The following is a 25,179-nucleotide window of genomic DNA, read 5'->3' as shown; positions in this document are numbered from 1 at the left end:
GAGGGCGGAGCGGCTGCCGTGAGTCGGGCCGGCCGGACCGCGCCCTAATCGCTCACATCCGCATCCGGGCGGTCGCCGCCGGCCGAATACTCGGTGTGCCACTCGCCCTTCTCGTCCTGGTACTCGATATAGGCGTCGTTGCCCGGCACGTGCTGCTCCTGCGCCACCCGCTTCGCCGCCTGCATGGCGGCATCGTGGGTGCGGAAGGATTCCGAGAAGACGTCGCCCAGCTTGTAGGCCCAGCCGCCGTCGTGCTGGACGATCTTGTAGTGGATCTTCGCCATCCGCCGTCACTCCTGCCCTGCCTTGATCTCCGCGCCCGCCCAGCCTTCCATCAGCCGGGCCAGCGCCGAGATGTCCTCCCCCGCCATCCCATGCCCGGCGGCGAAGCGCCAGACCCGCGCCGCCTGCTCGATCGCCCACATCGGCACGTCGAGCGCCGCCGCCTCGGCGAGGCCGAGCGTCACGTCCTTGTCCACCACCGCGATCGCCGCGCCGAAGCTGAAGCGCCGCGTCAGCACCTCCTCCGCCACGCGCTCCGTCACCATGCTGCGGCCCGTCCCGGCATTCAGCATGGCCAGCATGGTCTCGGGGTCGAGCCCTGCCTTGGCGCCCATCGCGAGCGCCTCGAAGCTGGCGACCATGTTGGCGGCGAAGGCCAGGTTGTTGACGAGCTTCATCACCTGCGCCTGCCCCGGCCGCTCGCCGAGGGTGAAGACCACGCGGCCGATCCGCTCCTGCCAGGGCCGCAGCCGCGCCAAGGCCTCTGGCGCGCCCGCGGCCAGCATGGCGAGCGTCCCGGCCCGCGCCCCCGCCGGCCCGCCGCTGATCGGCGCATCCACCACCGCGATGCCGCGCCCGGCGAGCCGCGCCGCGATGCCCTCGACGGCCGCGCGGCCGATGGTCGACATCTCGGCATAGAGGGTCACTGCGCCGCCCTCCGCCACCTCGGCGGCGACCGCCTCGCTGACGCGGCCGTTGGGCAGGCAGGCGAAGACGATCTCCGATGCGTCGGCCACCGCCCGCGCGCCGGCGCAGCCGATGGCGCCCTGCGCCGTGAAGGCCGCCACCGCCTCCGGCCGCGGGTCATAGACATGCAGCGCCACGTCCGGCCCGAGCAGCCGCGCCGCCATCGGCGCGCCCATCTGGCCGAGGCCGATGAAGCCAAGCTTCGCCGTCATGCCACGACCGCCCCGCTATCGATCGGAATCACCTGGCCGGTCACGATCCGGCTCTCGTCGGAGGCGAGCCAGAGCGCGGCATGCGCCATGTCCATCGGCTCGCCGAGGCCGAGGAGGTGCCCCTCCGCCACCCGCCGGACATCCGCATTGCCGGCCAGCAGCCGCTCGACCCTCGGCGTCAGCGTAATGCAGGGGGCGATGGCGTTCACCCGCACCCGCTGCGCCGCGTATTCGACGGCGAGCGAGCGGGTCAGCGCCGCGACGCCGCCCTTGGCCGCGGTGTAGCAGTCCCGCCCCGGAAAGCCCATCAGCGCCACCACGGAGGCCATGTTGATCACCGCCCCGCCGCCCGAGGCGGCGATCGCCGGGATGCCGAAGCGGCAGCCGAGGAAGGTGCCGAAGAGGTCGAGGGTGATGGCGCGCCAGAACTCGCCAATCGGCGCCTCCGTCACCGGCCCGTCCTCCAGCGTCGAGCCGCCGGCATTGTTGTGCAGCACGTCGAGCCGCCCCCAATGCTGCACGGTGCGGCGGAAGGCGGCCTCCATCTGCGCCTCCTCCCGCACGTCGGTCGGGATGGCGATGGCCTCGCCGCCCCCGGCCGCGATGCGCTGCGCCGTCTCCTCGCCCGAGGCGGCGTCGATCTCGGCGATCGCCACCCGCGCTCCCTCGCGCGCGAAGAGCTCCGCCGTGGCCCGGCCGATGCCGATGCCCGCGCCGGTGATGAGGGCGACCTTGCCCTGGAGCCTCGCCATCGGCCATGTCCCTCCTTTGTGTCCCGACTATGGGCGCCGGGATTGCGATGCGGCAAGGCGGGGGAACCGCCCTGCCTCGTTGCCGTTCCGGCACCGCTCCAGCAGATTGTGACGGTGATGCCGCTGACAGGAAGCCGAGGCCCCGACCGGGCGCTCGACGCGCTCAACTTCTGCCTCGCCGATGTGCGCGACGGGCTCGGCCCCTATCTGGCGATCTACCTCCTCGCCGTGCAACGCTGGGACCAGGCGAGCATCGGCATCGCCCTCTCGGCCTCCGCCATCGCCGGCCTGGTGGCGCAGACGCCGGGCGGGGCGCTGGTCGATGCCGTCCGCGCCAGGCGGGGCCTCATCGTCGCCGCGGCGCTGGTCGTCACGGCGGCCTGCCTCCTTGTGCCCGCAGCACCAGGATTCTGGCCGGTGATCGTGACCCAGGCGCTGGCGGGAGCGGCGCATTCCGTCTTCGCCCCGGCGGTTGCCGCCATCACCCTTGGGCTCGCCGGCCGCGCCGCCTTCACCCGGCGGACGGGGCGGAACGAGGGCTTCAACCATGCCGGCAATGCCTTCGCCGCGGCGGCGGCGGGCGGGCTCTCCACCCTGTTCGGCCCCATCGTCGTGTTCTGGCTGCTGGCGGCGATGGCGGTGCTGAGCGTCGCCGCCACCCTCGCCATCCCGGCCGGTGCCATCGACCAGGACGCGGCGCGCGGCCTCGAGGCCGGCGTGGCGCGGGATGCGCCGGCCTCGGCCTGGGGCGTCCTGCTCGGCTGCCGGCCGCTGCTGGCCTTCGCCGGCTGCGTCGCGCTCTTCCACTTCGCCAATGCGGCGATGCTCCCGCTGGTCGGGCAGAAGCTCGCCGAGCGCGACGCCAACCAGGGCACCGCGCTGATGTCCGTCTGCATCCTCGCCGCGCAGCTGGTGATGGTGCCGATGGCGATGCTGGCCGGCGCCCGTGCCGATGCCTGGGGCCGCAAGCCGCTCTTCCTCGCCGGCTTCCTGGTGCTGGCGGCGCGCGGCGTGCTCTACACCCTTTCCGACGATCCCTACTGGCTGGTCGCGGTCCAATGCCTCGATGGCGTGGGCGCCGGGCTGTTCGGCGCGCTCTTCCCGGTCATCACCGAGGACCTGACGCGCGGCACCGGCCATTTCAGCGTGAGCCTCGGCGCGATCGCCACCGCACAGGGCATCGGCGCGGGCCTCAGCCAGGCGGCGGCCGGCTATGTCGTCGTGGCGGGCGGCTACTCCGCCGCCTTCCTGATGCTCGCGGCCTTCGCTGGCCTGGGCCTGCTGGCCTTCTGGTGGCTGATGCCGGAGACGAGGCCCGCCCGATGAGCCCCGCCGATTGGAGCCGCGCCGCGGCCGTCCTCGTCTTCCTCGCCACCTATGCGGTGGTGGCCTTCGGCCGCGTGCCGGGGCTGCGGCTCGACCGCACCGGCGCCGCGGTGCTCGGCGGCGCGCTGATGGTGGCCTGCGGCGCGCTGACCGAGCGCCAGGCCTTCGAGGCCATCGACCTCGGCACGCTCGCCCTGCTGCTCGGGATGATGCTCCTCGTCGCCAATCTCCGCCTGGCCGGCTTCTTCCGGCTGGTGACGGTGGTAGCAGCCGCGCGGGCACGGCACCCGGCGACGCTGCTCGCCGCGGTGGTGCTGGTGAGCGGCGGGCTCTCCGCCGTGCTGGTGAACGACACGGTCTGCCTCGCCATCACGCCGCTGGTCGTGGCGCTGGCGCGGCACCTGCGGCGGGACCCGCTGCCCTATCTGCTCGCGGTCGCCATGGCGGCCAATATCGGCAGTGCCGCGACCATCACCGGCAACCCGCAGAACATGATCGTCGGCGGCTTCTCCGGCCTGTCCTGGGCGGACTTCGCGCTGGCCCTGGCGCCGGTCGCGGCGCTCGGCCTGCTTGCCTGCTTCCTGCTGATCCTGCTGCTGCATCCGCGCGAATTCCTGGTGGCCCGCCTGCCGGCGCCGGCACCGACGCGGCTGCCGCGCATCCATGGCCCGCTGGCGGTGAAATCGGCGCTGGTCGCCTCCGGCGTCGTCGCCGCCTTCCTCGCCGGCGTGCCGGTGGCGCTGGCCAGCCTGCTCGGCGGCGCCCTGCTGCTGGTGACGCGGCGGGTGAAGCCCGAGAAGGTCTGGCGCGAGGTGGACTGGCCGCTGCTGGCGATGTTCGCCGGGCTCTTCGTCGTAGTCGACGGGCTGGAGCGCGCAACGCTGACACCGGAGGTGCTGGCCGCCGCGGCGCGCCTGCATCTCGACAACCCGCTCTCCCTGACGGTGGTGACGACCATCCTCTCGAGCCTCGTCAGCAATGTCCCCGCCGTGCTGGTGCTGAAGCCCTTCATCGAGCCGCTGGCCGACCCGCAGCGCGCCTGGCTGCTGGTCGCCATGGCCTCCACCATGGCGGGGAACCTCACCCTGGTCGGCTCCGTCGCCAATCTCATCGTCGCGCAGCGCGCGGCGGCGGAGGGGGTGGAGATCGGATTCTGGCGCTATGCGCGGACGGGTATACCGGTGACTTTGGCGACGCTTGCGATTGGGCTATGGTTCCGGTGATCGGCCGGGGGATCAGGGACCATGGCGCGCAAGCTCTTCGAACTCTGTGGCACCGATCCGGCACGCCGCTTCAGCCCCTATTGCTGGCGGAGCCGCATGGCGCTCGCCCATAAGGGGCTGACGGCGGAGGTGGTGCCCTGGCGCTTCACCGAGCGGGAGGCGCTCGCCTTCGCGCAGCACGACAAGGTGCCGGTGCTGGTCGACGGTGCGAAGGCGGTGGCCGACAGCTGGGCCATCGCCGAATACCTGGAGGAGTGCTACCCGGAGGCGCCCAACCTGTTCCAGGGCTCGCCGGCCTCGCAGCGCTTCCTCGCCACCTGGTCGGATACGGTGCTGATGCCGGCCCTGGCGAAGCTCATCGTCTCCGACATCCCGCCGCTGCTCGACGCGAAGGACCGCGCCTATTTCATCGAGAGCCGCGAGCGGCGCTTCGGCCAGCCGCTGCATGAGGTGACGGCGGGGCGGGAGGCGAGGCTCCCCGAATTCCGCGCCCTGCTGCTGCCGCTGCGGCACCTGCTGCGCTTCCAGCCCTTCCTCGGCGGCGCGGCGCCGGATTACGGCGACTACTGCGTCTTCGGCACGCTGATGTGGCCGCGCGTCGTCAGCCCGCTGCCGCTGCTGGAGCCAGGCGACGCAGTGCTGGACTGGCAGGAGCGGGTGCTTGACCTGCATGGCGGCCTGGCGCGCGAGGTCCCGGCCTACGGCGCCTGACGCCGCGCGACGAAGTCGAGCACGTCCCGCCGCGCCGGTGCGGCCGGACGCAGCAGGCCGGCGAAGGCGCCGATAGTCATCGCATGGCCGATCTGCGGGTAGTAGCGCTCCTCCACCCGGTTGCCCGCGGCGCGGAGCGCGGCGGCGAGATTGGCGGTATTGGCCGGGCGGACGGTGGTGTCGGCCAGGCCCGTCGCCAGCAGCATGGGCGGCGCGCCGGGCGTGACATGAGCGATGGGCTGGGTCGCCGGCCAGCCCGGCTCCGGGCCGAAGATCGCCTGCAGCACCGGGAGACCAGCACCGGCGCATCCGGCGCCGGCACCTCCGGCTCGTAGAGGTCGAGGGCGAGGGGACCGGCATAGGGGATGTCCCGGGCGACGGCGACGCCCCGCATGGAGGCGAGGCCGTTCAGCACATCCGCGCCGGAACACCCGCCGACCAGCAGCGCCGCCAGCAGCACCAGCGATCGGAGCATGCGGTCAGCGGCCTGCCGGAACGCGCCGGAGGCTCCGCCCGCGGGCGCGCCACGATCGGGACACAGGGGTGGAAGCCTGCGGCGGCGGATGCCGCAAAGGCCATCCTCCTCCACCCGAGGGTCGCGTGGCGCCCGGCCGCAGGGAGGCGCGCCGCCGGCATCGCCGCGCTGCCGGGGCGGACCGGCGCCGTCGCCCGGCCCCAGGGCATGGCGAAGGGACATGGCCCTTCACCCCTGCGACGCCGCTTCCGCCTTCGGGGCGGCGCCGCGGCTGGTGCTCGATGGGGAGATGCCCATCCGCCGTATTACCGCCACTCGCGCAGCACCACCTCCGTCGTCACCGCCTCCACCTGCTGCCCGTAGCGCTCGTTGTAGAGCGTGAGCAGCGCGTCATGCGTGTGGTCGGAGGAGCTGCAGATGGCATCCGTCGGGATCACCACGCGATAGCCGAGGTCGACCGCGCCCATCACCGCGGCAAGGACGCAGACATCCGTCTCCGCCCCGCTGATGACCAGCGTGTCGATGCCCCGCTGCTGCAGCCGCGGGTGCAGTGCGCCGCAGACCCAGGGCGAGTAGACCGCCTTGTCGAACAGCTCCGCCGGCGGCACTAGCCGGGCAAGGGCCGGCACGAGGTCCAGCGCGTCGGCCGGCAACCGCTCCTGCGTCATGGAGGGCCAGCGCTCCCAGTAGCGCCGCCAGGTGCCGGTGCCCTCGCCAGGGCGGGTGGCGGGGATGAAGCGGGTGAAGATGGTCCGCTCCGGCTTCGCGGCGGCGAGCCGTTCCACCACGGGCGTCACCCGCTGCATCCAGGGCGTATGCCATTCGGTCTGCCCGGCGAAGAGGTTCTGCATGTCGATGCAGAGGTGCAGGCAGGTCTCGGTCAACGGGCCGTGATAAAGGTCATTCTGGGTCATACCCCCTGAACGAGCGAGGGCGGCGCCGGATTTTCACCCTTGCGGCACGTTCCGCTGCAATTCCTCGAGCCAGGCGCGGGCATTGCCGTCGGAGGGGGCGCGCCAGTCGCCCCGCGGCGAGAGCGAGCCGCCGGCGGCCACCTTCGGCCCGTTCGGCATGGCGCTGCGCTTGAACTGGCTGAAGCCGAAGAAGCGGCTGAGGAAGACCTCCAGCCAGTGGCGGATGTCCGACAGGGCATAGGCGTTGCGCTTCGCCTCCGGGAAGTGCGGTGGCCAGTTCCCGCGCGCCGCATCGCCCCAGGCCCGCAGCGCGAGGAAGGCGATCTTCGACGGGCGGAAGCCGTAGCGCAGCGTGTAGTAGAGGTTGAAGTCCTGCAGCGCATAGGGGCCGACCTTGGCCTCGGTGCTCTGCAAGACCTTGCCATCCTCGGCGGGGACGAGCTCCGGCGAGATCTCGGTATTGAGGATGGCGCCCAGCACCTCGCCGACCTCGGCGCTGAACTGCTCCGAGGCGATGACCCAGCGGATCAGGTGCTGGATCAGCGTCTTCGGCACGCCGGCATTGACGTTGTAGTGCGACATCTGGTCGCCGACGCCATAGGTGCACCAGCCGAGCGCCAGCTCCGACAGGTCGCCCGTGCCGAGCACGATGCCGTCATGGAAATTGGCGGCGCGGAACAGGTAGTCGGTGCGGAGCCCGGCCTGCACGTTCTCGAAGGTGATGTCGTAGACCGGCTTGCCCTCGGCGAAGGGGTGGCCGAGATCGCCGAGCATCTGCCGCGCCGCCGGGCGGATATCCAGCTCCCGCGCCTCGACGCCGAGCGAGGCCATCAGCCGGTGCGCATTGCCCTTGGTGCCCTCGGAGGTGCCGAAGCCGGGCATGGTGAAGGCGACGATGTCGGTGCGGGCACGCTTCAGCAGGTCCATCGCCTTGGCGGCGACGATCAGCGCCTGGGTGCTGTCGAGCCCGCCCGAGACGCCGATGACGATGCGCTTGATCCGCGCCGCCTCCAGCCGCTGCACGAGGCCGGCGACCTGGATGTTGTAGGCCTCGTAGCAGTCCTGGGCCAGGCGCTCGGGGTTGGCGGGGACGAAGGGGAAGCGCTCGATCGGCCGCTCCAGCCCGAGATCGGCGCCGGGCGGGTCGAGCCGGAAGGCGATGCGGCGGAAGGCGGCCGCGGCCGGTGTGTTGCGCCGGTTGTCGTCGAAGGTGCCCTGGCGCATCCGCTCCTGCCGCAGCAGGTCGAGGTCGATATCGGCGACGGCCATCTGCGCGCCCATGGGGAAGCGCTCCGTCTCGGCCAGTAGCGCGCCGTTCTCGAAGATCTCTGCCTGGCCGTCCCAGGCGACCTCGGTGGTCGATTCGCCGGCGCCGGCCGCGGTGTAGACATAAGCCGCGAGGCAGCGGGCCGATTGCGATTGGCAGAGCAGCCGCCGCGTCTCCGCCTTGCCGATGGTGATGGGGCTGCCGCTGATGTTGAGCAGCACCGTGGCCCCCGCCAGCGCCGCAGCGCCGCTCGGCGGGATGGGGACCCAGAAATCCTCGCAGATCTCGGTATGGATCACGAGGCCGGGCACATCCCCCGCCTCGAAGAGCAGGCCGGCGGTGAAGGGCGCTGATTGGCCGGCAAGGCGGATATCGCCGGGGGGCGCGCCGTCGCCCGGCGCGACCTGCCGCTTTTCGTAGAATTCCCGGTAGTTCGGCAGGTAGGTCTTCGGCACCACGCCGAGCAGCCGGCCGCGATGGATGATCAGCGCCGTGTTGTAGACTCGCCCGGCATGGCGGAGCGGGGCGCCTACCACCAGCACCGGCAGCAGCTCGCGCGAGGCCTCGATCAGCTCCGCCGCCGCGGCCTCCACCGCATCGAGCAGCGCATCCTGCAGCAGCAGGTCCTCGATGGAGTAGGCGGAGAGGGCAAGCTCCGGGAAGACGGCGACGGCCGCCCCCCGCCCATGGCACTCCCGCGCAACGCGGAGGATCTCCGCCGCATTGCTCGCCGGGTCGGCGAGGGCGGAGCGGATGGTGCAGGCGGCGATGCGGGCGAAGCCGTGCCGGTAGAGGGAGTGGAAGGGCGTCATCCTGGGGAGGATAACGCCGCTTCCGGCCATTCGTCAGCAGCGCGGGGCGGAAAGAGCCGCCTCGGCCGCGATGCCGAGGCATTCCTCCATCTGCGCCCGCAGCCGCCGCAGGTTGCGGTGCCCGGCGAAGGCCCGGCGCAGCGCCGCCCGGGTCTCGCCCTCGAGCGGCGGCAGGTCGGCCGCGACGCAGCCCATATCCTCGGCGATGCCGGAGAGCAGCCCGGCATAGGTGTTGTCGAAGGCGCTCGCCGGCGGCGGCTCGATATGGTGGACCGAGAGGCGCGAGAGCAGCGGCGCGCTGATCCCCCGCGTCTCGTTCGCCGCCATGATCCAGATGGCGTGGCGCAGGTCGGCCGCCGTGCGCAGGCACTCGTCGAACCAGGCGGAGGCGCTCTCCGGCTCGATCATGGCGAGCAGCGTGTCATGCGCCCGGCCGTTGGTGTCGCGCTGGCCGCCGGCCTTCTCGATCTCGTCGAGGAAGAAGACCGGGTTGGGGGCGGAGAGCCGCGCCATCTCGGCGATCGGCCAGGCCGGGGTGGTGGCGGACCAGCCGCGCGCCGTGCCCTGGAGGCAGCGGTTGTCCGTCGCGCCGCCGAGGTTGAGGCTGGCGAAGGGTAGCTCGAGCGCCGCCGCCAGCCGCCGGGCGAACCAAGTCTTGCCGACGCCGGGCGGGCCGACGAGCAGGATCGGCCGCAGCCGCGGCGAGGGCCGGCCGGCATGGGCCGCGAGCGCCAGGGTCCGCCGGATCTCGGCCAGCGGCGCGGCGAAGCCGGGCGCCGCCTCGGCCAGCGCGCCGAGCCGGGCGAGGGCATCGCGCGGCACGCGGCGCAGCGGCAGCGGCGTCGTCAGCGGCTGGTAGCTCTGCCACTCTGCCCGCTCGTTCGGCGCGGTGAAGGGCTGCAGCACCACGGCCTGGCTGCCGGCGATGACGGGCGGCGGCGGGGGCGGCACCGCAGCCACCGGGGCGGGGGTCTGGACCGCGATGTTCAGCGTCTCGGCGAGGCGGCCCGGCAGCGGCCGGGCGCTCTCCGGCCCGGGCAGGAAGCGGAGCCAGAGATCGGCCGAAAGCCGCGCGCCCAGCACGAAATGCCGGAGCCGCCCGGAATCGCCGCCCAGCCCGCGCGCCTCGCCATGTAGCCGGTAGTGCAGCGCCTCGATGCAGGCGAGGGCCCCCTGGCGGCAGAGCGGCCCGCCGCGTTCGGCGACGATGCGGGTCGCGGCCAGCACCAGGGTCGTCCCCTCGGCGAAGCGGCCGGCGATGGCGCCGAAGCGCACCGCGAAGTCGAGCAGCCCCGCATCATCGCCCGGCCGCACCGCATCCTCGCCGATGCGGGACGGGAAGAGGGGGGAGCGGAGGTGCCGCAGCAGCGCGGCCTCGAGCGCGACCAGCTCAGCCGGCTCGATGGTCAGCCAAAGCCAGAGCGGCGGGCTGGTGGCGGTGCCGAAGAGGAGCGCGGCATCCGAGACCCCGTCATCGGCGCTGTGGCCAGCCGCGGGCGCGACCAGCGTATCGGTCTGCAGATTGGTGTCGGGCAATGGACGGCCTCGCTCACGGAAGAGCGATTACACAACACCGTCATATTATATTTGTGAATATAATTCGTCAGCACTCGAGCGGAATGAATCCGGGCGTGTCGGGGATGCCGGAGGGGCATCCCCGTAACCGGCGCGGATCAGGCCTCGGCGGAGACCGGGATGCCCTTCTCCTTCAGCATGGACTGCAGCTCGCCGGCCTGGAACATCTCCATGATGATGTCGCAGCCGCCGACGAACTCGCCCTGGACATAGAGCTGCGGGATGGTCGGCCAGTTGGCGTAGGCCTTGATGCCCTCGCGGATTTCCATGTCCTCGAGCACGTTCACGCCTTTGAACGGCACGCCGACATGGCTGAGGATCTGGACGACGCGGGCGGAGAAGCCGCACTGCGGGAAGACCGGCGTGCCCTTCATGTAGAGGACGACGGGGGTGGCCTTGATCTCGCTCTCGATGCGTTCGAAGACAGGATTCGTCATGGTCTGGGCTCCGGTGGTTCAGGCGGGGGCGGAGGTCTGCAGGGCGAGGGCGTGCAGCTCGCCCCCCATGCGGCCGCGCAGGGCGGCATAGACGAGCTGGTGCTGCTGGACCCGGCTGCGGCCGCGGAAGGCTTCCGAGACCACGGTGGCGGCGTAGTGGTCGCCGTCGCCCGCCAGATCCTCGATGGTGACCACGGCATCGGGGAGCGCCGCCTTGATCAGCGCCTCGATCTCCGCAGGTTGCATCGCCATCCCGGTCAGCCCTCCATCAAGGCGGGCAGGGTCGCCTCATGCGCCTGCCGCAACTCAGCGACGGATATGGATCGGCCGTCCGGCAGAACCAAGGCCTCCCCCCCGCTGCGGCCAAGGCGCGCGGCGGGCACGCCGGCGGCCTGGGCGGCCTCCAGCAGGGCGGCCGAGTCCGTCACCGCCAGAACGTAACGCGCCTGGTCCTCGCCGAACCAGTAGGCGTGGGGAGGGATGCCGGCCGGGCCGGGGAGGAGGGTGGCGCCGGTGCCGCCCGCCATCGCCATCTCGGCGACAGTCACCAGCAGCCCGCCATCCGCGCAGTCGTGGCAGGCGCGGACGGCGCCGCCCAGGATTTGTGCGCGGACGAAGTCGCCGTTGCGGCGCTCGGCGACGAGGTCGACGGGCGGCGGCGCCCCCTCCTCGCGCCCGGCGATCTCGCGCAGCCAGAGCGACTGGCCGAGCCAGCCCCGCGTCTCGCCCACCAGCACGAGCTCCGCGTTCGCGGGCAGGGCGAGGCCCATCGCCTGGGCCACGTCCTCCAGCACGCCGACGCCGCCGATGGCGGGGGTGGGGAGGATCCCCCGCCCCTCCGTCTCGTTGTAGAGCGAGACATTGCCGGAGACGACGGGGAAGTCGAGCGCGGTGCAGGCGCTCGCCATGCCGCGGACGGCGGCGGCGAACTGGCCCATGATCTCCGGCTTCTCCGGATTGCCGAAATTCATGTTGTCGGTGATGGCGAGCGGCAGCGCGCCGACGGCCGAGAGGTTGCGCCAGGCCTCCGCCACCGCCTGGCGGCCACCCTCCTCCGGGTCGGCAAGGCAGTAGCGGGGCGTGGTGTCGGTGGTCATGGCCAGCGCCCGGGCGCCGCCCTTCTCGAGGCTTTCCTCGACGCGCACCACGGCGGCATCTGCGGCGCCGGGGCGCTTCGCGGTCTGGCCGCCGACCATGCTGTCATACTGGTCCCAGATCCAGCGGCGGGAGCAGAGGTCGGGGCAGGCGACGAGCGTCGTCAGCGCCGCCTCCAGCCCGACCGGGTCGGTGACCGAGGCCGGGTCGATCACCGGCAGCTTCGGCATCTCGGCCGTCGGGCGGCGGTAAAGCGGCGCCTCGCTCTCGAGCGGGGCGAGGGGGATGTCGGCCTCGACCACGCCATGGTGGCGGATGACGATATGGCCGGTATCGGTCAGCCGGCCGATGACGGCGAAATCCAGCTCCCACTTGGTGAAGATTCGCTCGGCGATGTGCTCGGCGCCGGGGCGGAGCACCATCAGCATCCGCTCCTGGCTCTCGGAGAGCATCATCTCATAGGCGGTCATCCCCTCCTCGCGCTGGGGGACGCGCTCCATGTCGAGCTCGATGCCGACGCCGCCCTTGCCCGCCATCTCGACGGAGGAGGAGGTGAGGCCGGCCGCGCCCATGTCCTGGATGGCGACGATGGCATCCGTCGCCATCAGCTCCAGGCAGGCTTCGATCAGCAGCTTCTCGGCGAAGGGGTCGCCGATCTGCACGGTGGGGCGCTTCTCCTCCGAGTCGGCGGTGAACTCCGTGCTCGCCATGGTCGCGCCATGGATGCCGTCGCGCCCGGTCTTGGAGCCGACATAGACCACGGGGTTGCCGATGCCGGCCGCGGCGCTGAGGAAGATGCGGTCGCGCGGCGCGATGCCGACCGTCATCGCATTCACCAGCGGGTTGCCGTTGTAGCGCGGGTGGAAATTGACCTCGCCCCCCACGGTCGGCACGCCGACGCAGTTGCCGTAGCCGCCGATGCCGCGCACCACGCCGTCGATCACCTGCTTCATCCGCGGCGCATCCGGGCTGCCGAAGCGGAGCGCGTTGAGGTTGGCAATCGGCCGGGCGCCCATGGTGAAGACGTCGCGCAGGATGCCGCCCACCCCCGTCGCCGCGCCCTGGTAGGGCTCGATGAAGGAGGGATGGTTGTGGCTCTCCATCTTGAAGACGGCGGCCAGCCCGTCGCCGATGTCGATCACGCCGGCATTCTCGCCCGGGCCGTGGATCACCCAAGGGGCCTTGGTCGGCAGCTCCCGCAGCCAGACCCGGCTCGACTTGTAGGAGCAGTGCTCCGACCACATGACGCTGAAGATGCCGAGCTCGGTCAGCGACGGCTCGCGGCCGAGGATGGCGAGCGCGCGCTCATACTCGTCCGGTTTCAGGCCGAATTCGGCGGCTAGCTGGCGGGCTCTCTCGGGGGCGAGGGTCACGATTGTCACGCGGTCGGGATTCCCATGGGAGCGGAATGTGGGGGGTTATAGCAGGAAAGGCGAGGCCGGCAGGGGGCCGGCGCCGCCCCTGAGGAAGACCTGCCATGCCGCGCGCGCTCCTGTCGCTGCTCCTGCTACCGATGCTCGCCGCGCCGGCACTTGCCCAGCCGCTCGACGGCACCGCCAAGGCCCCGGCGGCGCCGAGCCAATGCCCGGACAATGACAATATGGATGCCTTCGCCGACAGCGACGGGGTGCTGACCTGCGCCTGCCCGGCCGAGCAGATGAGCCAGGGCGCCGTCTGCCGATAGCGACGAGGCCGTCACCTGCCTCTGCCCCGGCGAGGCAACGCTCCGCGGCGCGGTCTGGGGCACCGACGCCTATACCGCCGACAGCGCCACCTGCCGCGCCGCCGTCCATGCCGGGATGATCGCCCAGACCAACGGCTCCGTCTCGATGCAGATGCTCCCCGGCGCCCCGCGCTACCCGGGCACCACCCGCAACGGCGTACAGAGCCAGGATTACGGCGCCTACAACGCCAGCTTCCGCTTCACCGGCGACCCGCGCGCGACGAAATCCGCCGCCCCCGTCCAGGCGCCCGTCGCCGAGACGCTGCAGCGGACCGGCCAGGTGCACTCTACATCACTTTCCGCACCAACTCCGCCGATCTCGACATCGGCGCCGCGCCGGTGCTGACCCAGCTGCGCGACGCGCTGGCGGCCGACCCGGCGCTCTGCCTCCGCCTGACCGGCCGTACGGATGCGACAGGCACGCCGGCGGTCAACATCCCGCTTTCCCAGCGGCGGGCGGAGAGCGTGCGGCAATGGCTGGTGGCGAACGGCATCCCCGCCGAGCGGCTGGCCGCCGAGGGGCGCGGCTCCAACGAGCCGGTCGCCGACAGTGCCAGCGAGAGCGGACGGGCGCTGAACCGCCGGGTGCAGGCGGTGAAGCTGTAGGGCGTGATCGCCGGAAGCACGAATCACGCGACAGGACAACAAGCCAGACGCTGATCCGCGACCCGGTGACCGCGGATCGGAGCCGTGTCAGGCGGGGGCCAGCGCCTCCGCCAGCCCCGCGAAGAGCGGCAGCCCATCCGTCCCGTCGATCAGCGGGTCGGTCTGGTTCTCCGGATGCGGCATCAGCCCGAGCACCCGGAGGTTGGGCGAGAGGATGCCGGCGATGTTCCGCGCGCTGCCGTTGCGGCTGGCGGCCGGCGTCACCTCGCCCGAGGGCGTCGCATAGCGGAGCGCGACCAGCCCCTCGCCCTCCAGCCGGTCGAGCGTCGCCTTGTCGGCGAAGTAGTTGCCGTCGCCATGCGCCATGGTCGCGCGGAAGACCTGGCCGCGCTGGAAGCGGCCGGTATAGGCGGTATCGGTCCGCTCCACCCGCAGGTGGCAGTCCATGGAGAGGAAGCGGAGCGAGGCGTTGCGGAGCAGCGCGCCCGGCAGCAGCCCCGCCTCGACCAGCATCTGAAAGCCGTTGCAGACGCCGAGCACGTGCCCGCCCCGCCCGGCGAAGTCGTGGATCGCCCGCATGATCGGGCTCTGCGCCGCCATCGCCCCGCAGCGGAGATAGTCGCCATAGGAGAAGCCGCCCGGCAGGACGACGAGGTCGGTCCCTTGCGGCAGCTCGGTATCCCGGTGCCAGAGGATGGCGGGCTTCCGGCCCGTCGCGCGCTGGAGGGCCAGCGCCATGTCGCGTTCCCGGTTGGTGCCGGGGAACATCACGATCCCTGCCTGCATGTCCCTAACTCCCCTGCCAGACGCGAAGCCAATGCAGCCCGCCCAGCACCAGCAATGTCGTCAGCGCCGCAAGGGTCGCGGCGGTCAGCCAACGGTTCAGCCGATGCCTCTGCGCGGCGAGGAAGCCCCGCCGCCGCCCCGGCGCCGCCGGCCGCAGCACCGCCACCCGCTCCTCCCGCCAGCGCAGGCCGATGGCGATCACCACCGTCAGCCCCAGCATGATGAAGAGCGAGGTCTTCATGACATGGCCTCCGGCACGGGCCGATCCAGCCCTTCGGCGCTCAGGCCCACGGGACGCATCAGTCCAGGCTGACCGAGAAGCTCTCGATCACCGTATTGGCCAGCAGCTTGCGCGCCATGGCCTCGGCGGCCGTGCGGGCCTTGGCCGGGTCGGTCTCGGCCAGCTCCAGCTCGATCACCTTGCCCGCCCGCACCTCGCCGACGTCCTCGAAGCCGAGGCCCGCCAGGGCATGGCCGATCGCCTTGCCCTGCGGGTCGAGCACCCCGGCCTTGGGCATCACCGTCACACGCACCTTCATCTCAATCCTCCGCTTCACGCCTGCGGTGCCCGGCTCCGCCTGCGCCCTCCGGCGACCGGAGGATCATTGCATCATCTCCGGCCCCTTGAGGTCCCGCACCCCCGCCTCGGGCAGGATGCCGAGCCGCCGGGCCACTTCCTGGTAGCCTTCCTCGACCTTGCCGAGATCGCGGCGGAAGCGGTCCTTGTCCATCTTCTCGCCCGTCTTGGTGTCCCAGAGCCGGCAATTGTCTGGGCTGATCTCGTCGGCGAGGACGATCCGCATCTCCTCGTTGTCGTAGAGCCGGCCGAATTCCACCTTGAAGTCGACGAGCGTGATCCCGACGCCGAGCATCAGCCCGGTGAGGAAGTCGTTCACCCGCAGCGCCAGCGCCACCATGTCGTCGAGGTCCTGGGTCGCCGCCCAGCCGAAGGCGGTGATATGCTCCTCGCAGACCAGCGGGTCGTTCAGCGTATCATTCTTGTAGTAGTACTCGATGATCGAGCGCGGCAGCCGGGTTCCCTCGGCGATGCCGAGCCGGGTCGAGAGGCTGCCTGCGGCCACGTTCCGCACTACCAGCTCGAGCGGAATGATCTCCACCTCGCGGATCAGCTGCTCCCGCATGTTCAGTCGGCGGATGAAATGGGTCGGGATGCCGATCTCCATCAGCCGGCTCATCAGGTATTCGCTGATCCGGTTGTTGAGCACGCCCTTGCCGGTGATGGTGCCCTTCTTCTGCGAATTGAAGGCGGTGGCGTCGTCCTTGAAGTACTGCACCAGCGTCCCTGGCTCGGGCCCCTCGAACAGGATCTTGGCCTTGCCCTCATAGAGCTGACGGCGTCGCGCCATGGTGACAGATATCCTTCTTCCGGCGACTTCCCGCCGTGCCCCCGGCGGCCGGGCGCGCGGCGGCCCCGCCATCCCGGGTGCTCCGGCGGGTGCGGTATAGCAAGGGGTCGCCGAGACCGCCACGGCCCCCCGGCCCGTTAAAGCCGCCCCCGGCGCCGCCCCGCCCCTGTTGCCCGGGGAGCCGGGGCCGGCGGCGCGGGGACCGATCCCGGCGGCGGAATCCCCTGGCATTGGGCTAGTCTCGGCGGATGCACGAGACCGCCGCGCTGTGCGAGGCCGCCGCCCGCCACCTGCTCGACCCTCTCCGCCCCTCGGGGCCGGAGGTGACGGACTTCCTCGCCTGGCTCGGCTGCCCCGCCCCCACGGTGCCCGGCCCGATGGAGCGCAACCGGGCCCTGCTGCTTGGCGCCGCCAGCCGCTTCACCCGCCTCTTCGCGCTCGACTGCCCGACCGCGCCCGGCCTCGCCGTCTTCGGGGCCGAGGTGCCGCTCGGCACGGGCCAGGCCGGCGTCTCCGGCGTCGGGGTCAGCCTGATCGAGGCGTTCGAGGGCTGCGTGGGGGAGGGGGTGGAACTGCTGTCCGCCTCCGAGACCGAAGCCGACCGCGCCCGCCTCCGTCCCGCCCCGCCCGGGCCCGGCCAGGCGGGCTGGCTCGGCCGCATCCTGCCCGAAGGCGCCGCGCCCGCCGACTGGATCGAGCTTCTCCGCCTCGACGCCCCCGGCACCGACTGGCTGCCGGCCGGCCTCTGCCTGCGCCGCGCCGCCCCCGACTTCGCCCCGCCCTGGCCTCTCAGCATCGGCTGCGCCGCCGGGCCGACCCGCGAGGCCGCCGCCCTGCATGCCCTGCTGGAGCTGGTCGAGCGCGACGCCGCGGCCCTCTGGTGGCGCGGCGGGCGGCGGGGCAGGCCGGTGGCGCTGGAGGATCCGGCCATGGCTGCGGCCGCCGCCCTCGTCGCGCGGCTGCGCCAGGGCGAGGCCGGGCGGCAAAGCTGGCTGCTCGACCTCACCACCGATCTCGGCATCCCGGTCATCGCCGCCCTCTCGACCGGGGCGGAGGGGGAGGGCTTCTGCTGCGGCCTCGCCGCCCGGACCTCCCGCGCCGCCGCCGCCCGGGCTGCCATCCTCGAGATGGCGCAGATGGAGATGGCCCATGCCGTCGTCCTGGCGAAGCAGGCGGAGTCCGGGCCGGCGGCGCTCAACGCCCATGACCGGGCGCTGCTCGCCCGCTATCGCGGCATCGCCACCGGACGCTGCGCCCTGCTGCATCCGGAGGGCCCGGCCGCCCCGGGGCCCGACCTGCCCGCGGACCCCGCCGCCGCCATGGCCGTGGCGATCGGCCGGCTCGGCGCCCGGGGCCTTCCGGTGCTCGCCCTCGACCTGACGCGGCCGGAGCTTGGGCTTCCCGCCATCCGCCTGGTCGTGCCCGGCCTCGAGATCGAACCCTCCCGAACCACAGGTGCAAGGCTGCTGGCGCAGATCGCCCGAACCGGCGGCGGCGATTGCCATACGGGTGGAATTGCGTTGTTCTGAGGCTCGGTTACGTCGCTTTCATCCAGGCCGGGAGTCGATGGAGGAGTCACCGCAGCAGGCCACGGTATCGGAGGGCCGGGCCGGGCAGGTGGCGCCGGGGATGCTGCACGCCTCGCTCTTCGGCCCGTTGCGCGCCAGCTTCGCCGGCCGGGAGCTGCGCCTCCGCAGCCGCAAGGCCCGCGCCCTGCTCGGCTACCTGCTGCTGAGCGAGGGCGGCGAGGAAAGCCGCGAGCGCCTCGTTGGCCTGCTCTGGAGCGAGACGGGCGAGGAGAAGGCGCGCGCCTCGCTCCGCCAGGTGGTGCACGAGCTGCGCGAGGCGATGGAGGCCGTCGGCTGCAACGCCCTCCGCGCCGGCCGCCTCACCGTCTGCCTCGACCTGGCCCTGGCCCGCCCCGATGCGCGCGACGTGCTGCACGCCGCCGAGCGCGGCATCGCCCATCCGCTGCTGCTCTCGACGCCGCGGCTGAGCGAGGCGCTGCTGCAGGGCCTCGACGACCTCGACCCGGCCTTCCGCGGCTGGCTGAGCGTCACCCGCCAGGCCTTCCATGACCGGCTGATCCGCGCCCTCGAATCGGCGCTGCGCGCGGACAGCCAGCCGCGCAGCCTGCGCCAGCGCCTGGCCGAGGCGATCCTGAAGCTCGACCCGACGCATGAGGAGGCCTGCCGCGACCTGATGCGCGGCAGCGCCGAGGCCGGCGACACCGTGGCCGCGCTGCGCGCCTACGAGCAGCTCTGGCGCCTGCTGGAGGAGGAGTACGACACCGAGCCCTCCGCCGCGACCCAGGCGCTCGTCGCCGACATCAAGCTCGGCACCATCGCCCCCGTCGCGCCCGGCCTCGCCGAGCCCGTTGCGCTGTCGGAGGCGGAGCTCGAGGCGCTCACCCCGGCGCCGGTGCCCCGTCCCGCCGGCACCCTTGCCCGCATCGCCCTCCTGGTCGAGCCCTTCTCGGTGAACGGCGTCGGCCCGGACCAGATGCACCTGGCGCTCGGCTTCCGGCATGACCTCATCGCCTGCCTGGTGCGCTTCCGCGAATGGTTCGTCATCGACGGGCCATCCATGCCGAGCGCCGCGCAGACAGGCAGCCGCGTCTCCGCCCGCTACCGCATCAGCGCGACGGCCTACCAGGTGGGCGACCGCATCAGCCTGGTCCTGACGCTGGCCGAGCAGGACAGCGGCATCTTCATCTGGTCGGAGCGGATGGAGCTGCAGCTCGACGGCTGGTTCGAGGCGCACCGCGACATCGTCCGCCGCATTGCCATCGCGCTGAACCTGCAGATCTCCTCGGCGCGGCTGCAGCGCCTCGCGGTGGAGTCCGACGTCTCGCTCGAGAGCTACGACCGCTGGTTGCGCGCGACGGCGATGATCCGCAGCTTCAGCCCGCAGAACTGGGCCCGCGCCGGGCAGCTCTTCCGCGAATGCATCGAGCGCACGCCGGGCTTCTCCTCGGCCTATAGCGGCCTGGCGCAGATGGAGAACTCCGTTCACATCATCCATCCCGGCGAGCGCCGCAGCCGGGAGCGGGAGGTGCGGGCGGTGGAGCTGGCGCGCCGCGCCGTGCAACTCGACCCGACGGATTCACGCGCGCACCTGACCCTGGCCTGGTCGCTGGCGATGAGCGACCAGCATGTCCAGGCGGAGGTGCCGATGCGCCTCGCCTGCGAGCTCAACCCGAATGACAGCTGGACGCTGATCTCGGCCGCACTGCTCTACAGCTTCGCCGGCAACCACGAGCGGGCGGCGGAGCTCTCGGCGCAGTCGCTCGAGATGACGCTTATGCCGAGCCTGACACATTGGGGCTACCAGGTGACGATTGCCTATCTGCGCGGCGACGATGCCGGGACGCTCGAGGCCTGCGACCGGGCGCAGGATGTCATCCGCACCTTGCCGGCCTGGCGGGCGGCGGCGCTGGCGCGGCTCGGCCGCATCGACGAGGCGGAGGCGGCAGCGCAGCAATTCCTCCGCGGGGTGCGGCAGAGCTGGTTCGCCGCGGCGTTGCCGAGCGACCTCGACATGGTGCGCTGGCTGCTGCACCTCTATCCGATCCGCCGCGCCGAGGAGTGGGCGCGCCTGCGTGACGGCATTGCCGCCGCCGGGCTGCCGACCTACGGCGCCCGGCACGGGGACTGGTAGAGCCACTACTGGCAGTTGGCGATCGAGTAGTCGCCGATGCGCTGCGCATGGAACTTCAGCCGCGCCTCCTTGTCCTGAACCGGCTTCGGCACCGCGCCCTCGTAGAGGTCGTTGTAGAAGGCGGGCAGGGTGTAGTCCTTCTCCGCCAGATGCTTCTCGGCAGCCTCGATCAGGTCGGGCGGCGGCAGGCGCAGCAGGAAGGTGTCGCTCCGCCCGACCACCACCTCCAGGTGCTGCATGCGCTTGGGCAGGACCAGCCCGGTATGCGCCGCCTTGAGCTGCCGCTTCAGCTCGTCGAGGGTCCGCGGCACCGGATACTCGTGGCCGTTCTGCAGGTAGTCCTCGCCGGTGGCCCAGGTCTTCACCAGCTTGCCCCAATTCTCGTAATTCACCGGGACCATGTTGACGAACTCGGTCGGATCGATGGCCATGCCCTTGCTCCTCCTGCGGATTAGATGAATGCGGGATCCGCGGCCTTCAGGCCGGGCTGGCGGGCAAGATAGGCCACCAGCTCCGGCATGCTCCTCACCAGCGGCGGATCGGGAAAACGGTAGCGGCCGAGCCAGGTGGCGCAGAGCCGGTCGAAGGTGGCGTCGAGCCCGCCACCGCCCTCGGAGGCCAGCCGCTCCCGCGCCAGCGCGCCGTAGATCGTCTCGGCGACCAGCAGCGAGCCGAGCAGGCCGAGCCGCTCGCCCTCCGCCTCACGCTCCGCCTCGAAGAGGATGTAGAAGGGCAGGGGCGGATCGGCCGCCAGCGCGGCGACATCCTCCTCCTTCAGCAGGCTGACATCGCTCTCGCAGCCGAGCCACTCCGCCAGCGCCGCCTGCCGTGCCGCCGGGTTGCCCAGCAGCGTCGACGGCGTGGCGAGCCCCGGCCGCATCGCGGCCACGCGCGCCGCCAGGCTGCCGACCGAGCGCATGCCGGCGAGCGAAGCGCTCATCAGGTCGCGGAAGACGACGCCGGCCGGATCGCCCGGCTCGATCGCATCGAACAGCCCGTCGCCCATCAGCATGGGCGTGTAGTGCGGCCCGAGCCTCATGCTGAGATTGGGCGGCGGCTGGTCCGGCATCCTGTAGAATTGCGACCAGCGGATCAGCCAGTCCCGCGTCAGCGGCACCGCGTTCGGGCCGCGCGTCGAGTTCTGCCGCAGCAGCTCGGCAAGGCTGGCATCGGGGAAGCGGCCGATGCGGTAGGTGTCGCGCAGCATCGCATGTCCGAAGCGGAAGGCGCCGTGCGAGAATTCCAGCGGGATGCCGGGCACCGGCGCCGGCTCCAGCCATTCGGGCGCCGGCTTCTGGTAGAGCCTGCGCACCTCTGGGTGGAGCAGCCGCCGCAGCAGGTCGTGGCGCAGCACGCTGCGGAAGACGAGGGTCGTCGCCTCCTGCGCCACCGCGAAGCGCGCCGCCGTCCGCTCGCGCAGCGCCCTGGCCGGAAGCGTCCCCGGCGTCGGGATCATGTCGAGCAGGGCGTTGTGCAGCATCTGGAACAGGGCGGTGAGCTGGGAGAGCAGCGCGCTCTGGTCGTTCCTGGAATCGGCGACCAGCGCCTCGCCCCGCCCGGCGCCGGCGAAGCCGCCACGGTTGCCGAGCGTCCCCGGCGTCGCCGCCCGGCCGATGTCGCGGAAGCTCGCCGCCTCGCCCGACGCGCCGGCATAAGCGGAGAGGCGGAAGCGGCTGCGATGCTGGTCGCGCGCATCGTCGGGCGCGAAGGCGAAGGGGCAGGCGCCCGGCCCGCCGCCATAGAGCGTCCTGAGGCGGAGCGGCGCGCCGAGGACGTTGGCGACGCCCGGATTTGGCCCGCCCGCCGACCAGAAGGCCATTTTGGTCGAGACCATGTCATGCGCGACGAACTGGGCGAGATAGGTGTAGCCGGCGGGCAGGTTGGGATTCTCTGCCGCCTCCGGCGGCCGCGTCCCCATCAGCGTGGCGAGGCCGCGCAGCCGCCGCCGCAAGGTGGCGAGCGCGGCGGGCGAGCAGCGCGGGTCCTCCCCATCCACCTGGAAGCGCTCCGCCGCTTCGGGTTCGCCGAGGAGGTGACGGAAGCCGGGGAGCGGGCCGAGGATGCCGCTCGCCGCCGCGCCGCCGAGAGGGCAGGCCCCCGCAGAACCGCTTTTCGTCATCAGAGACCCCCTTCCGGCATTGTCCCGGGCATGCTGCGGGCGCCTGCGTGAACCTAGCGTGATTTCCCGCCACGCGGCGGGGCGGCGCCCGCAATCACGCTGGGGTCACGCAAGCCCTGCCATGGTCCGTCATGCGATGGCCATCCCGCCCGATGGTGGCCATGAAAGCAGTGAGGCGAGCATGACCCATATGCCGTTGCAGGCCGCCCCCAAGGGAGTTCCCCTGGCGCAGGCCCTCCGTCCGTCGGCGCCCGCTCACCTGGCTTCCGCCGCGGCCGACCCGCGCCATCTGCTCGACGAGGCGCTGGTTCGCCTGCGTGGCGCGGACCCCGCGGCGCCGGTGCTCGACGCGCTGGCCGATGGCCTCCGCTGGCTGCGCAACACCGCCGCCCCCGCCACCTGGCAGCGCAGCATCGCCGCGCTCCGGGCCCATCCGCTGCTGGCGCTGCTGCACGAGAACCCCTTCGCCCGCCGCGGCTTCCGCAAGCCGCGCGGCTATGCCGGCGACGCGCCGATGCTCGACATGCTCTATCGCGGCGAGGCGGCGCTGAAGAACGAGCAGGTGAGCGCCCTCGGCCTCACCCTGTTCCGCCGCGACCACGCCGCGCCCGGCGGCGTCGCCGCCCGGGCCCGGCTGTCGCTGGTGGCGGAGAGGATCGACGCGGCCGCCGAGGCGCGGCGCAGCCCGCATGTGCTCGCCCTCGGCTGCGGCCATCTCCGCGAGGCGGAGTTGTCGCAGGCGGTGCAGGCCGGGCGGATCGGCCGCTTCGTCGCCCTCGACCAGGATGCCGCCTCCCTCGCCATGGTGCAGATGGAGCACGCGGCGCGCGGCATCGAGACGCTGCACCGCAGCCCGAAGGCGACCTTCGACGGCACGCTGCCGCGCGGCGGCTTCGACCTGATCTATGCGACGACGCTGTTCGACGACCTGACCGACCGGCTCGCCCACACCGTCACCGCGGCCTGCTTCGCCCTGCTGCGCCCGGGCGGGCGGCTGGTGGTGCTGAACGCCGACCGGGACACGGCCGATGCCGGCTACCTCGAGGCCTGCTGCGACTGGGTGCGCTTCCTCCGCGACGCGGCGGGGGTGATGCGCCTGGCGCATGGCGTCCCGCCGGCCGAGACCGCGCTCTGCCGGGTCGTGCAGGGCGGCCACCGCGAGACCCAGATGCTCGAGATCATCCGACGGGGGGAGACCGCATGAGACATGTCGCGCCGCGCATGATGGTGCCGCAGGGCTTCCTGATGGCCATGCGGGCCAGCCTCCGGCAGGCGCCCTATGACGCGCCGCACCGCCAGGGCCCGCCGCATGCCGCCTGGCTCATCCTCTGCCGCTGGGGCGCGGAGGGCGAGTACCTCACCATCGCCGAGGCCGGCGCCGCCGAGGGGCCGCCCGACGCGCCGCCGCCGCTCGGCCTCCGGCCGCGGACCACCTTCCTCGGCCTCCGTCTGGCCGGGGGCGGGGAGGGCGAGAATTTCCTCCTCGCCCGGCACCTGCCGGCCGGGATGACGGTCGCCGGGACCTTCCAGCCGGGCGAGGGCACCGCCCGCCTCATCGGCCCGGCCAGCGCGCTCCGGCTGGAGGCGGCGGGCCGCTCCGCCTTCCGCCGCGGGCCCAACGAGGCGGGCGAGGTGAGGGTCGACGTGCCGGGGCCCTCGCTCGGCGGGGCGGAGGCCTTCGCCTGGCAGATGGAGGGCTGGCGCGCCCCCTGGCTCGGCGAGGTCCTCGCGCCGGGCGAGGCTTCGGCGCATTGACAGGGCAGGGCGAAGCCGGATATCCCCCCGGCTCCCCGGAGGGGTGCCCGAGTGGCTAAAGGGGGCGGACTGTAAATCCGCTGGCTCAGCCTACGTTGGTTCGAATCCAACCCCCTCCATTTCCCGTCCTCAGACGGGGTCCGGTCCCCGGGTCGGCCCCGGCGGCGGCTCCAGCCGCACAGGGCCTCCCTCCCTTGCCGAGCGGTAGAGCGCCTCCATCAGCGCCTGGTCCTGCACGCCCTCCTCGCCCGGCGTATGCGGCCGCCTGCCCGCGCGGATGCAGGCGGCGAAATGGTCGATCTCCTGCGCGAACTGGTTCTTCGGCCGGATGATCCGCTCCTCCTCCGCGCCGACCTCGCCGGCCCGCCGCTGCACGACGAGGCGCTGGCCCCGATAGGCGAAGGCATGCGCCATCTCGATGCTGCCGCGCTCGAAATGCAGCCGCAGGTTCCGGTTCTCGTAGGTGCCGTAGCTGCTGAGGCACTGGGCGATCACGCCCGAGGGGAAGCGGAGCTGGAAGGCGATGCTTTCCTCCACCTCGGCGAAGCGCGGGTCGCCGGCCGGGCTCTCGATGCTGGCGAAGGCCCCCACCGGCTCCTCCCCGGTGAGGTAGCGCGCCGCGTTCAGGCAGTAGAGGCCGATATCCGGCAGCGCCCCGCCGCCGGCCATCTCCCGGCTGTAGCGCCATTGCGGCCCGGGCCCGTTGACCTGGGTGTTGGCGGCCTCGATGAAGCGCAGCCGGCCGAGCTCGCCGCCCCGGATCAGCGCGATCGTCGCCCGGTGATGCGGCTGGTACTGCGAGCGATAGGCGATCATCAGCCTGACGCCCGCCCGCTCGCAGGCGCCGACCATGGCCTGGCAGTCGGCGAGGCTGTTCGCCATCGGCTTCTCGCAGAGCACGTGCCGGCCGATGGCGGCCGCCCGCTCGGTGAACTCCCGGTGCATGGCATTGGGCAGGGCGATGTAGACCGCCTGCACGGCGGGATTCTCCCGCAGCCGCTCCATCTCGGCATAGCCGTGGATGGCGCCTTCCGGGATGTCGTGCTGCGCCCCGACCGCCCGCGCCTTCGCCGGGCTGCCGCTGACGAGCGCCACCGCCCGCGCCTCCTTCGCCTCGGCAAAGGCCGGCAGGACCTCCTCCAGCGCGATGCGGCCGAGGCCGATGACGGCGAAGCCGATGCGTTCGCCCGGCGGCTGCGGCTGCGGCGCGCCGCCGCCCGGCGGGTCGGCCGGGCCGCGCCAGTCGGGGAACTGCACCCGGCCGCCCTCGACATGGCCGCTGTCGATGGGGGAGGGGGGCGGGTAGCCCGCGCCGCCGGCGCCGAGCGCGGCGGCCGCGAGGACGAGGCCGCGGCGCGGCAGGTCGTGATCAGCCATGGCGAGATTCCCCTGAGT

The 25,179-nt window shown here is 72.5% G+C and carries 26 protein-coding genes, 1 tRNA gene and 1 pseudogene; 11 read left to right on the top strand and 17 right to left on the bottom strand.

The window, feature by feature from the left end; all coding sequences use genetic code 11:
- Positions 1-44: 44 nt before the first annotated feature.
- Genes AC5JJ1_RS22195 through AC5JJ1_RS22185 form a run of 3 tightly spaced genes read right to left on the bottom strand, consistent with a single transcriptional unit; the run spans position 45 to position 1,933 of the window.
- Positions 45-284, bottom strand: a complete 240-nt coding sequence (locus AC5JJ1_RS22195) for a DUF2188 domain-containing protein (RefSeq protein ID WP_495787288.1) — start codon at positions 282-284, stop codon at positions 45-47.
- A 6-nt stretch (positions 285-290) separates the two neighbouring features.
- The gene (locus AC5JJ1_RS22190; protein ID WP_495787287.1) at positions 291-1,181 is read right to left on the bottom strand and encodes an NAD(P)-dependent oxidoreductase; all 891 of its coding nucleotides are present in this window, start codon (positions 1,179-1,181) and stop codon (positions 291-293) included.
- Positions 1,178-1,933 (bottom strand): SDR family NAD(P)-dependent oxidoreductase, encoded by a 756-nt coding sequence (locus AC5JJ1_RS22185; protein ID WP_495787286.1) that lies wholly within the window; start codon positions 1,931-1,933, stop codon positions 1,178-1,180. Before AC5JJ1_RS22185 ends, AC5JJ1_RS22190 begins: the two co-directional genes overlap by 4 nt.
- A gap of 117 nt (positions 1,934-2,050) precedes the next feature.
- Here AC5JJ1_RS22185 and AC5JJ1_RS22180 point away from each other — a divergent pair, with 117 nt between their 5' ends.
- From AC5JJ1_RS22180 to AC5JJ1_RS22170, 3 genes are read left to right on the top strand one after another with little or no spacing between them, the layout of a single operon-like run.
- Complete coding sequence (locus tag AC5JJ1_RS22180; protein ID WP_495787285.1) at positions 2,051-3,259, top strand: MFS transporter; 1,209 nt, start codon at positions 2,051-2,053, stop codon at positions 3,257-3,259.
- Positions 3,256-4,482, top strand: coding sequence for an anion transporter (locus tag AC5JJ1_RS22175; RefSeq protein WP_495787284.1), 1,227 nt, complete (start codon positions 3,256-3,258; stop codon positions 4,480-4,482). Before AC5JJ1_RS22180 ends, AC5JJ1_RS22175 begins: the two co-directional genes overlap by 4 nt.
- A 21-nt stretch (positions 4,483-4,503) precedes the next feature.
- Positions 4,504-5,193, top strand: coding sequence for a glutathione S-transferase family protein (locus AC5JJ1_RS22170; RefSeq protein WP_495787283.1), 690 nt, complete (start codon positions 4,504-4,506; stop codon positions 5,191-5,193).
- On the opposite strand, the gene AC5JJ1_RS22165 is transcribed toward AC5JJ1_RS22170, so the two are convergent.
- The 7 genes from AC5JJ1_RS22165 to purL form a co-directional block, all read right to left on the bottom strand.
- Positions 5,181-5,480, bottom strand: coding sequence for a prolyl oligopeptidase family serine peptidase (locus AC5JJ1_RS22165; RefSeq protein ID WP_495787282.1), 300 nt, complete (start codon positions 5,478-5,480; stop codon positions 5,181-5,183). The two genes, AC5JJ1_RS22170 and AC5JJ1_RS22165, sit on opposite strands and share 13 nt — an antisense overlap.
- Before the next feature lie 493 nt (positions 5,481-5,973).
- Positions 5,974-6,552, bottom strand: a complete 579-nt coding sequence (locus AC5JJ1_RS22160; protein ID WP_495787281.1) for a cysteine hydrolase family protein — start codon at positions 6,550-6,552, stop codon at positions 5,974-5,976.
- A gap of 63 nt (positions 6,553-6,615) precedes the next feature.
- The gene (locus AC5JJ1_RS22155) at positions 6,616-8,661 is read right to left on the bottom strand and encodes an NAD(+) synthase (protein ID WP_495787280.1); all 2,046 of its coding nucleotides are present in this window, start codon (positions 8,659-8,661) and stop codon (positions 6,616-6,618) included.
- Positions 8,662-8,694: 33 nt separating this feature from the next.
- Complete coding sequence (locus AC5JJ1_RS22150) at positions 8,695-10,197, bottom strand: AAA family ATPase (protein WP_495787279.1); 1,503 nt, start codon at positions 10,195-10,197, stop codon at positions 8,695-8,697.
- A gap of 137 nt (positions 10,198-10,334) precedes the next feature.
- The gene (gene grxD / locus AC5JJ1_RS22145) at positions 10,335-10,673 is read right to left on the bottom strand and encodes a Grx4 family monothiol glutaredoxin (protein ID WP_090664558.1); all 339 of its coding nucleotides are present in this window, start codon (positions 10,671-10,673) and stop codon (positions 10,335-10,337) included.
- An 18-nt stretch (positions 10,674-10,691) separates the two neighbouring features.
- Positions 10,692-10,925, bottom strand: a complete 234-nt coding sequence (locus AC5JJ1_RS22140) for a BolA family protein (RefSeq protein ID WP_043337248.1) — start codon at positions 10,923-10,925, stop codon at positions 10,692-10,694.
- Between the two features lie 5 nt (positions 10,926-10,930).
- Positions 10,931-13,141, bottom strand: coding sequence for a phosphoribosylformylglycinamidine synthase subunit PurL (gene purL, locus AC5JJ1_RS22135; protein WP_495787324.1), 2,211 nt, complete (start codon positions 13,139-13,141; stop codon positions 10,931-10,933).
- A 104-nt stretch (positions 13,142-13,245) separates the two neighbouring features.
- On the opposite strand from purL, the gene AC5JJ1_RS22130 reads away from it, so the two are divergent.
- The 3 genes and pseudogenes from AC5JJ1_RS22130 (at position 13,246) to AC5JJ1_RS22120 (ending at position 14,097) form a co-directional block, all read left to right on the top strand.
- On the top strand, positions 13,246-13,452 hold the full coding sequence (locus tag AC5JJ1_RS22130; protein ID WP_495787278.1) for a hypothetical protein: 207 nt from the start codon (positions 13,246-13,248) through the stop codon (positions 13,450-13,452).
- A gap of 13 nt (positions 13,453-13,465) precedes the next feature.
- Positions 13,466-13,837, top strand: a pseudogene (locus AC5JJ1_RS22125) (LCCL domain-containing protein); the annotation flags it as partial.
- A complete protein-coding gene (locus AC5JJ1_RS22120) occupies positions 13,831-14,097 on the top strand; it encodes an OmpA family protein (RefSeq protein WP_495787277.1) in 267 nt (88 codons plus the stop codon). The pseudogene AC5JJ1_RS22125 and the gene AC5JJ1_RS22120, both read left to right, overlap by 7 nt.
- Before the next feature lie 87 nt (positions 14,098-14,184).
- On the opposite strand, the gene purQ is transcribed toward AC5JJ1_RS22120, so the two are convergent.
- The 4 genes from purQ to purC all read right to left on the bottom strand — a co-directional run bounded on the left by purQ (position 14,185) and on the right by purC (position 16,250).
- The gene (gene purQ, locus AC5JJ1_RS22115) at positions 14,185-14,883 is read right to left on the bottom strand and encodes a phosphoribosylformylglycinamidine synthase subunit PurQ (protein WP_495787276.1); all 699 of its coding nucleotides are present in this window, start codon (positions 14,881-14,883) and stop codon (positions 14,185-14,187) included.
- A 4-nt stretch (positions 14,884-14,887) separates the two neighbouring features.
- Positions 14,888-15,124 carry a hypothetical protein gene (locus AC5JJ1_RS22110; RefSeq protein WP_495787275.1) on the bottom strand — a complete coding sequence of 79 codons (237 nt, stop codon included), beginning with the start codon at positions 15,122-15,124 and terminating at the stop codon, positions 14,888-14,890.
- Positions 15,125-15,182: 58 nt separating this feature from the next.
- A complete protein-coding gene (purS, locus tag AC5JJ1_RS22105) occupies positions 15,183-15,422 on the bottom strand; it encodes a phosphoribosylformylglycinamidine synthase subunit PurS (RefSeq protein ID WP_495787274.1) in 240 nt (79 codons plus the stop codon).
- Positions 15,423-15,485: 63 nt separating this feature from the next.
- Positions 15,486-16,250, bottom strand: coding sequence for a phosphoribosylaminoimidazolesuccinocarboxamide synthase (gene purC, locus AC5JJ1_RS22100; protein ID WP_495787273.1), 765 nt, complete (start codon positions 16,248-16,250; stop codon positions 15,486-15,488).
- 248 nt (positions 16,251-16,498) lie between these two features.
- On the opposite strand from purC, the gene AC5JJ1_RS22095 reads away from it, so the two are divergent.
- Both AC5JJ1_RS22095 and AC5JJ1_RS22090 read left to right on the top strand, forming a co-directional pair.
- The gene (locus AC5JJ1_RS22095) at positions 16,499-17,779 is read left to right on the top strand and encodes a YcaO-like family protein (RefSeq protein WP_495787272.1); all 1,281 of its coding nucleotides are present in this window, start codon (positions 16,499-16,501) and stop codon (positions 17,777-17,779) included.
- Between the two features lie 37 nt (positions 17,780-17,816).
- Positions 17,817-19,910, top strand: a complete 2,094-nt coding sequence (locus AC5JJ1_RS22090; protein ID WP_495787271.1) for a BTAD domain-containing putative transcriptional regulator — start codon at positions 17,817-17,819, stop codon at positions 19,908-19,910.
- 5 nt (positions 19,911-19,915) lie between these two features.
- Here the strand turns inward: AC5JJ1_RS22090 and AC5JJ1_RS22085 are convergent, their stop codons facing one another.
- Positions 19,916-20,341, bottom strand: a complete 426-nt coding sequence (locus AC5JJ1_RS22085) for a hypothetical protein (RefSeq protein ID WP_495787270.1) — start codon at positions 20,339-20,341, stop codon at positions 19,916-19,918.
- Positions 20,342-20,361: 20 nt separating this feature from the next.
- Positions 20,362-22,029 (bottom strand): peroxidase family protein, encoded by a 1,668-nt coding sequence (locus AC5JJ1_RS22080; protein WP_495787269.1) that lies wholly within the window; start codon positions 22,027-22,029, stop codon positions 20,362-20,364.
- 181 nt (positions 22,030-22,210) lie between these two features.
- On the opposite strand from AC5JJ1_RS22080, the gene AC5JJ1_RS22075 reads away from it, so the two are divergent.
- From AC5JJ1_RS22075 to AC5JJ1_RS22065, 3 genes are all read left to right on the top strand, one after another.
- Positions 22,211-23,233 (top strand): class I SAM-dependent methyltransferase, encoded by a 1,023-nt coding sequence (locus tag AC5JJ1_RS22075; protein WP_495787268.1) that lies wholly within the window; start codon positions 22,211-22,213, stop codon positions 23,231-23,233.
- On the top strand, positions 23,230-23,784 hold the full coding sequence (locus tag AC5JJ1_RS22070) for a hypothetical protein (protein WP_495787267.1): 555 nt from the start codon (positions 23,230-23,232) through the stop codon (positions 23,782-23,784). The genes AC5JJ1_RS22075 and AC5JJ1_RS22070 overlap by 4 nt, the downstream gene beginning before the upstream one ends.
- Positions 23,785-23,821: 37 nt before the next feature.
- A tRNA-Tyr gene (locus tag AC5JJ1_RS22065) sits at positions 23,822-23,903 on the top strand.
- 10 nt (positions 23,904-23,913) lie between these two features.
- Here AC5JJ1_RS22065 and AC5JJ1_RS22060 read toward each other — a convergent pair.
- Positions 23,914-25,161 carry a Gfo/Idh/MocA family protein gene (locus tag AC5JJ1_RS22060; RefSeq protein ID WP_495787266.1) on the bottom strand — a complete coding sequence of 416 codons (1,248 nt, stop codon included), beginning with the start codon at positions 25,159-25,161 and terminating at the stop codon, positions 23,914-23,916.
- Positions 25,162-25,179: the final 18 nt, after the last annotated feature.

The sequence above is a fragment of the Belnapia sp. genome, from assembly GCF_059504005.1.
The sequence above is the reverse complement of the archived record's forward strand: the minus strand, read 5'-3'. Positions and strand labels throughout refer to the sequence as shown.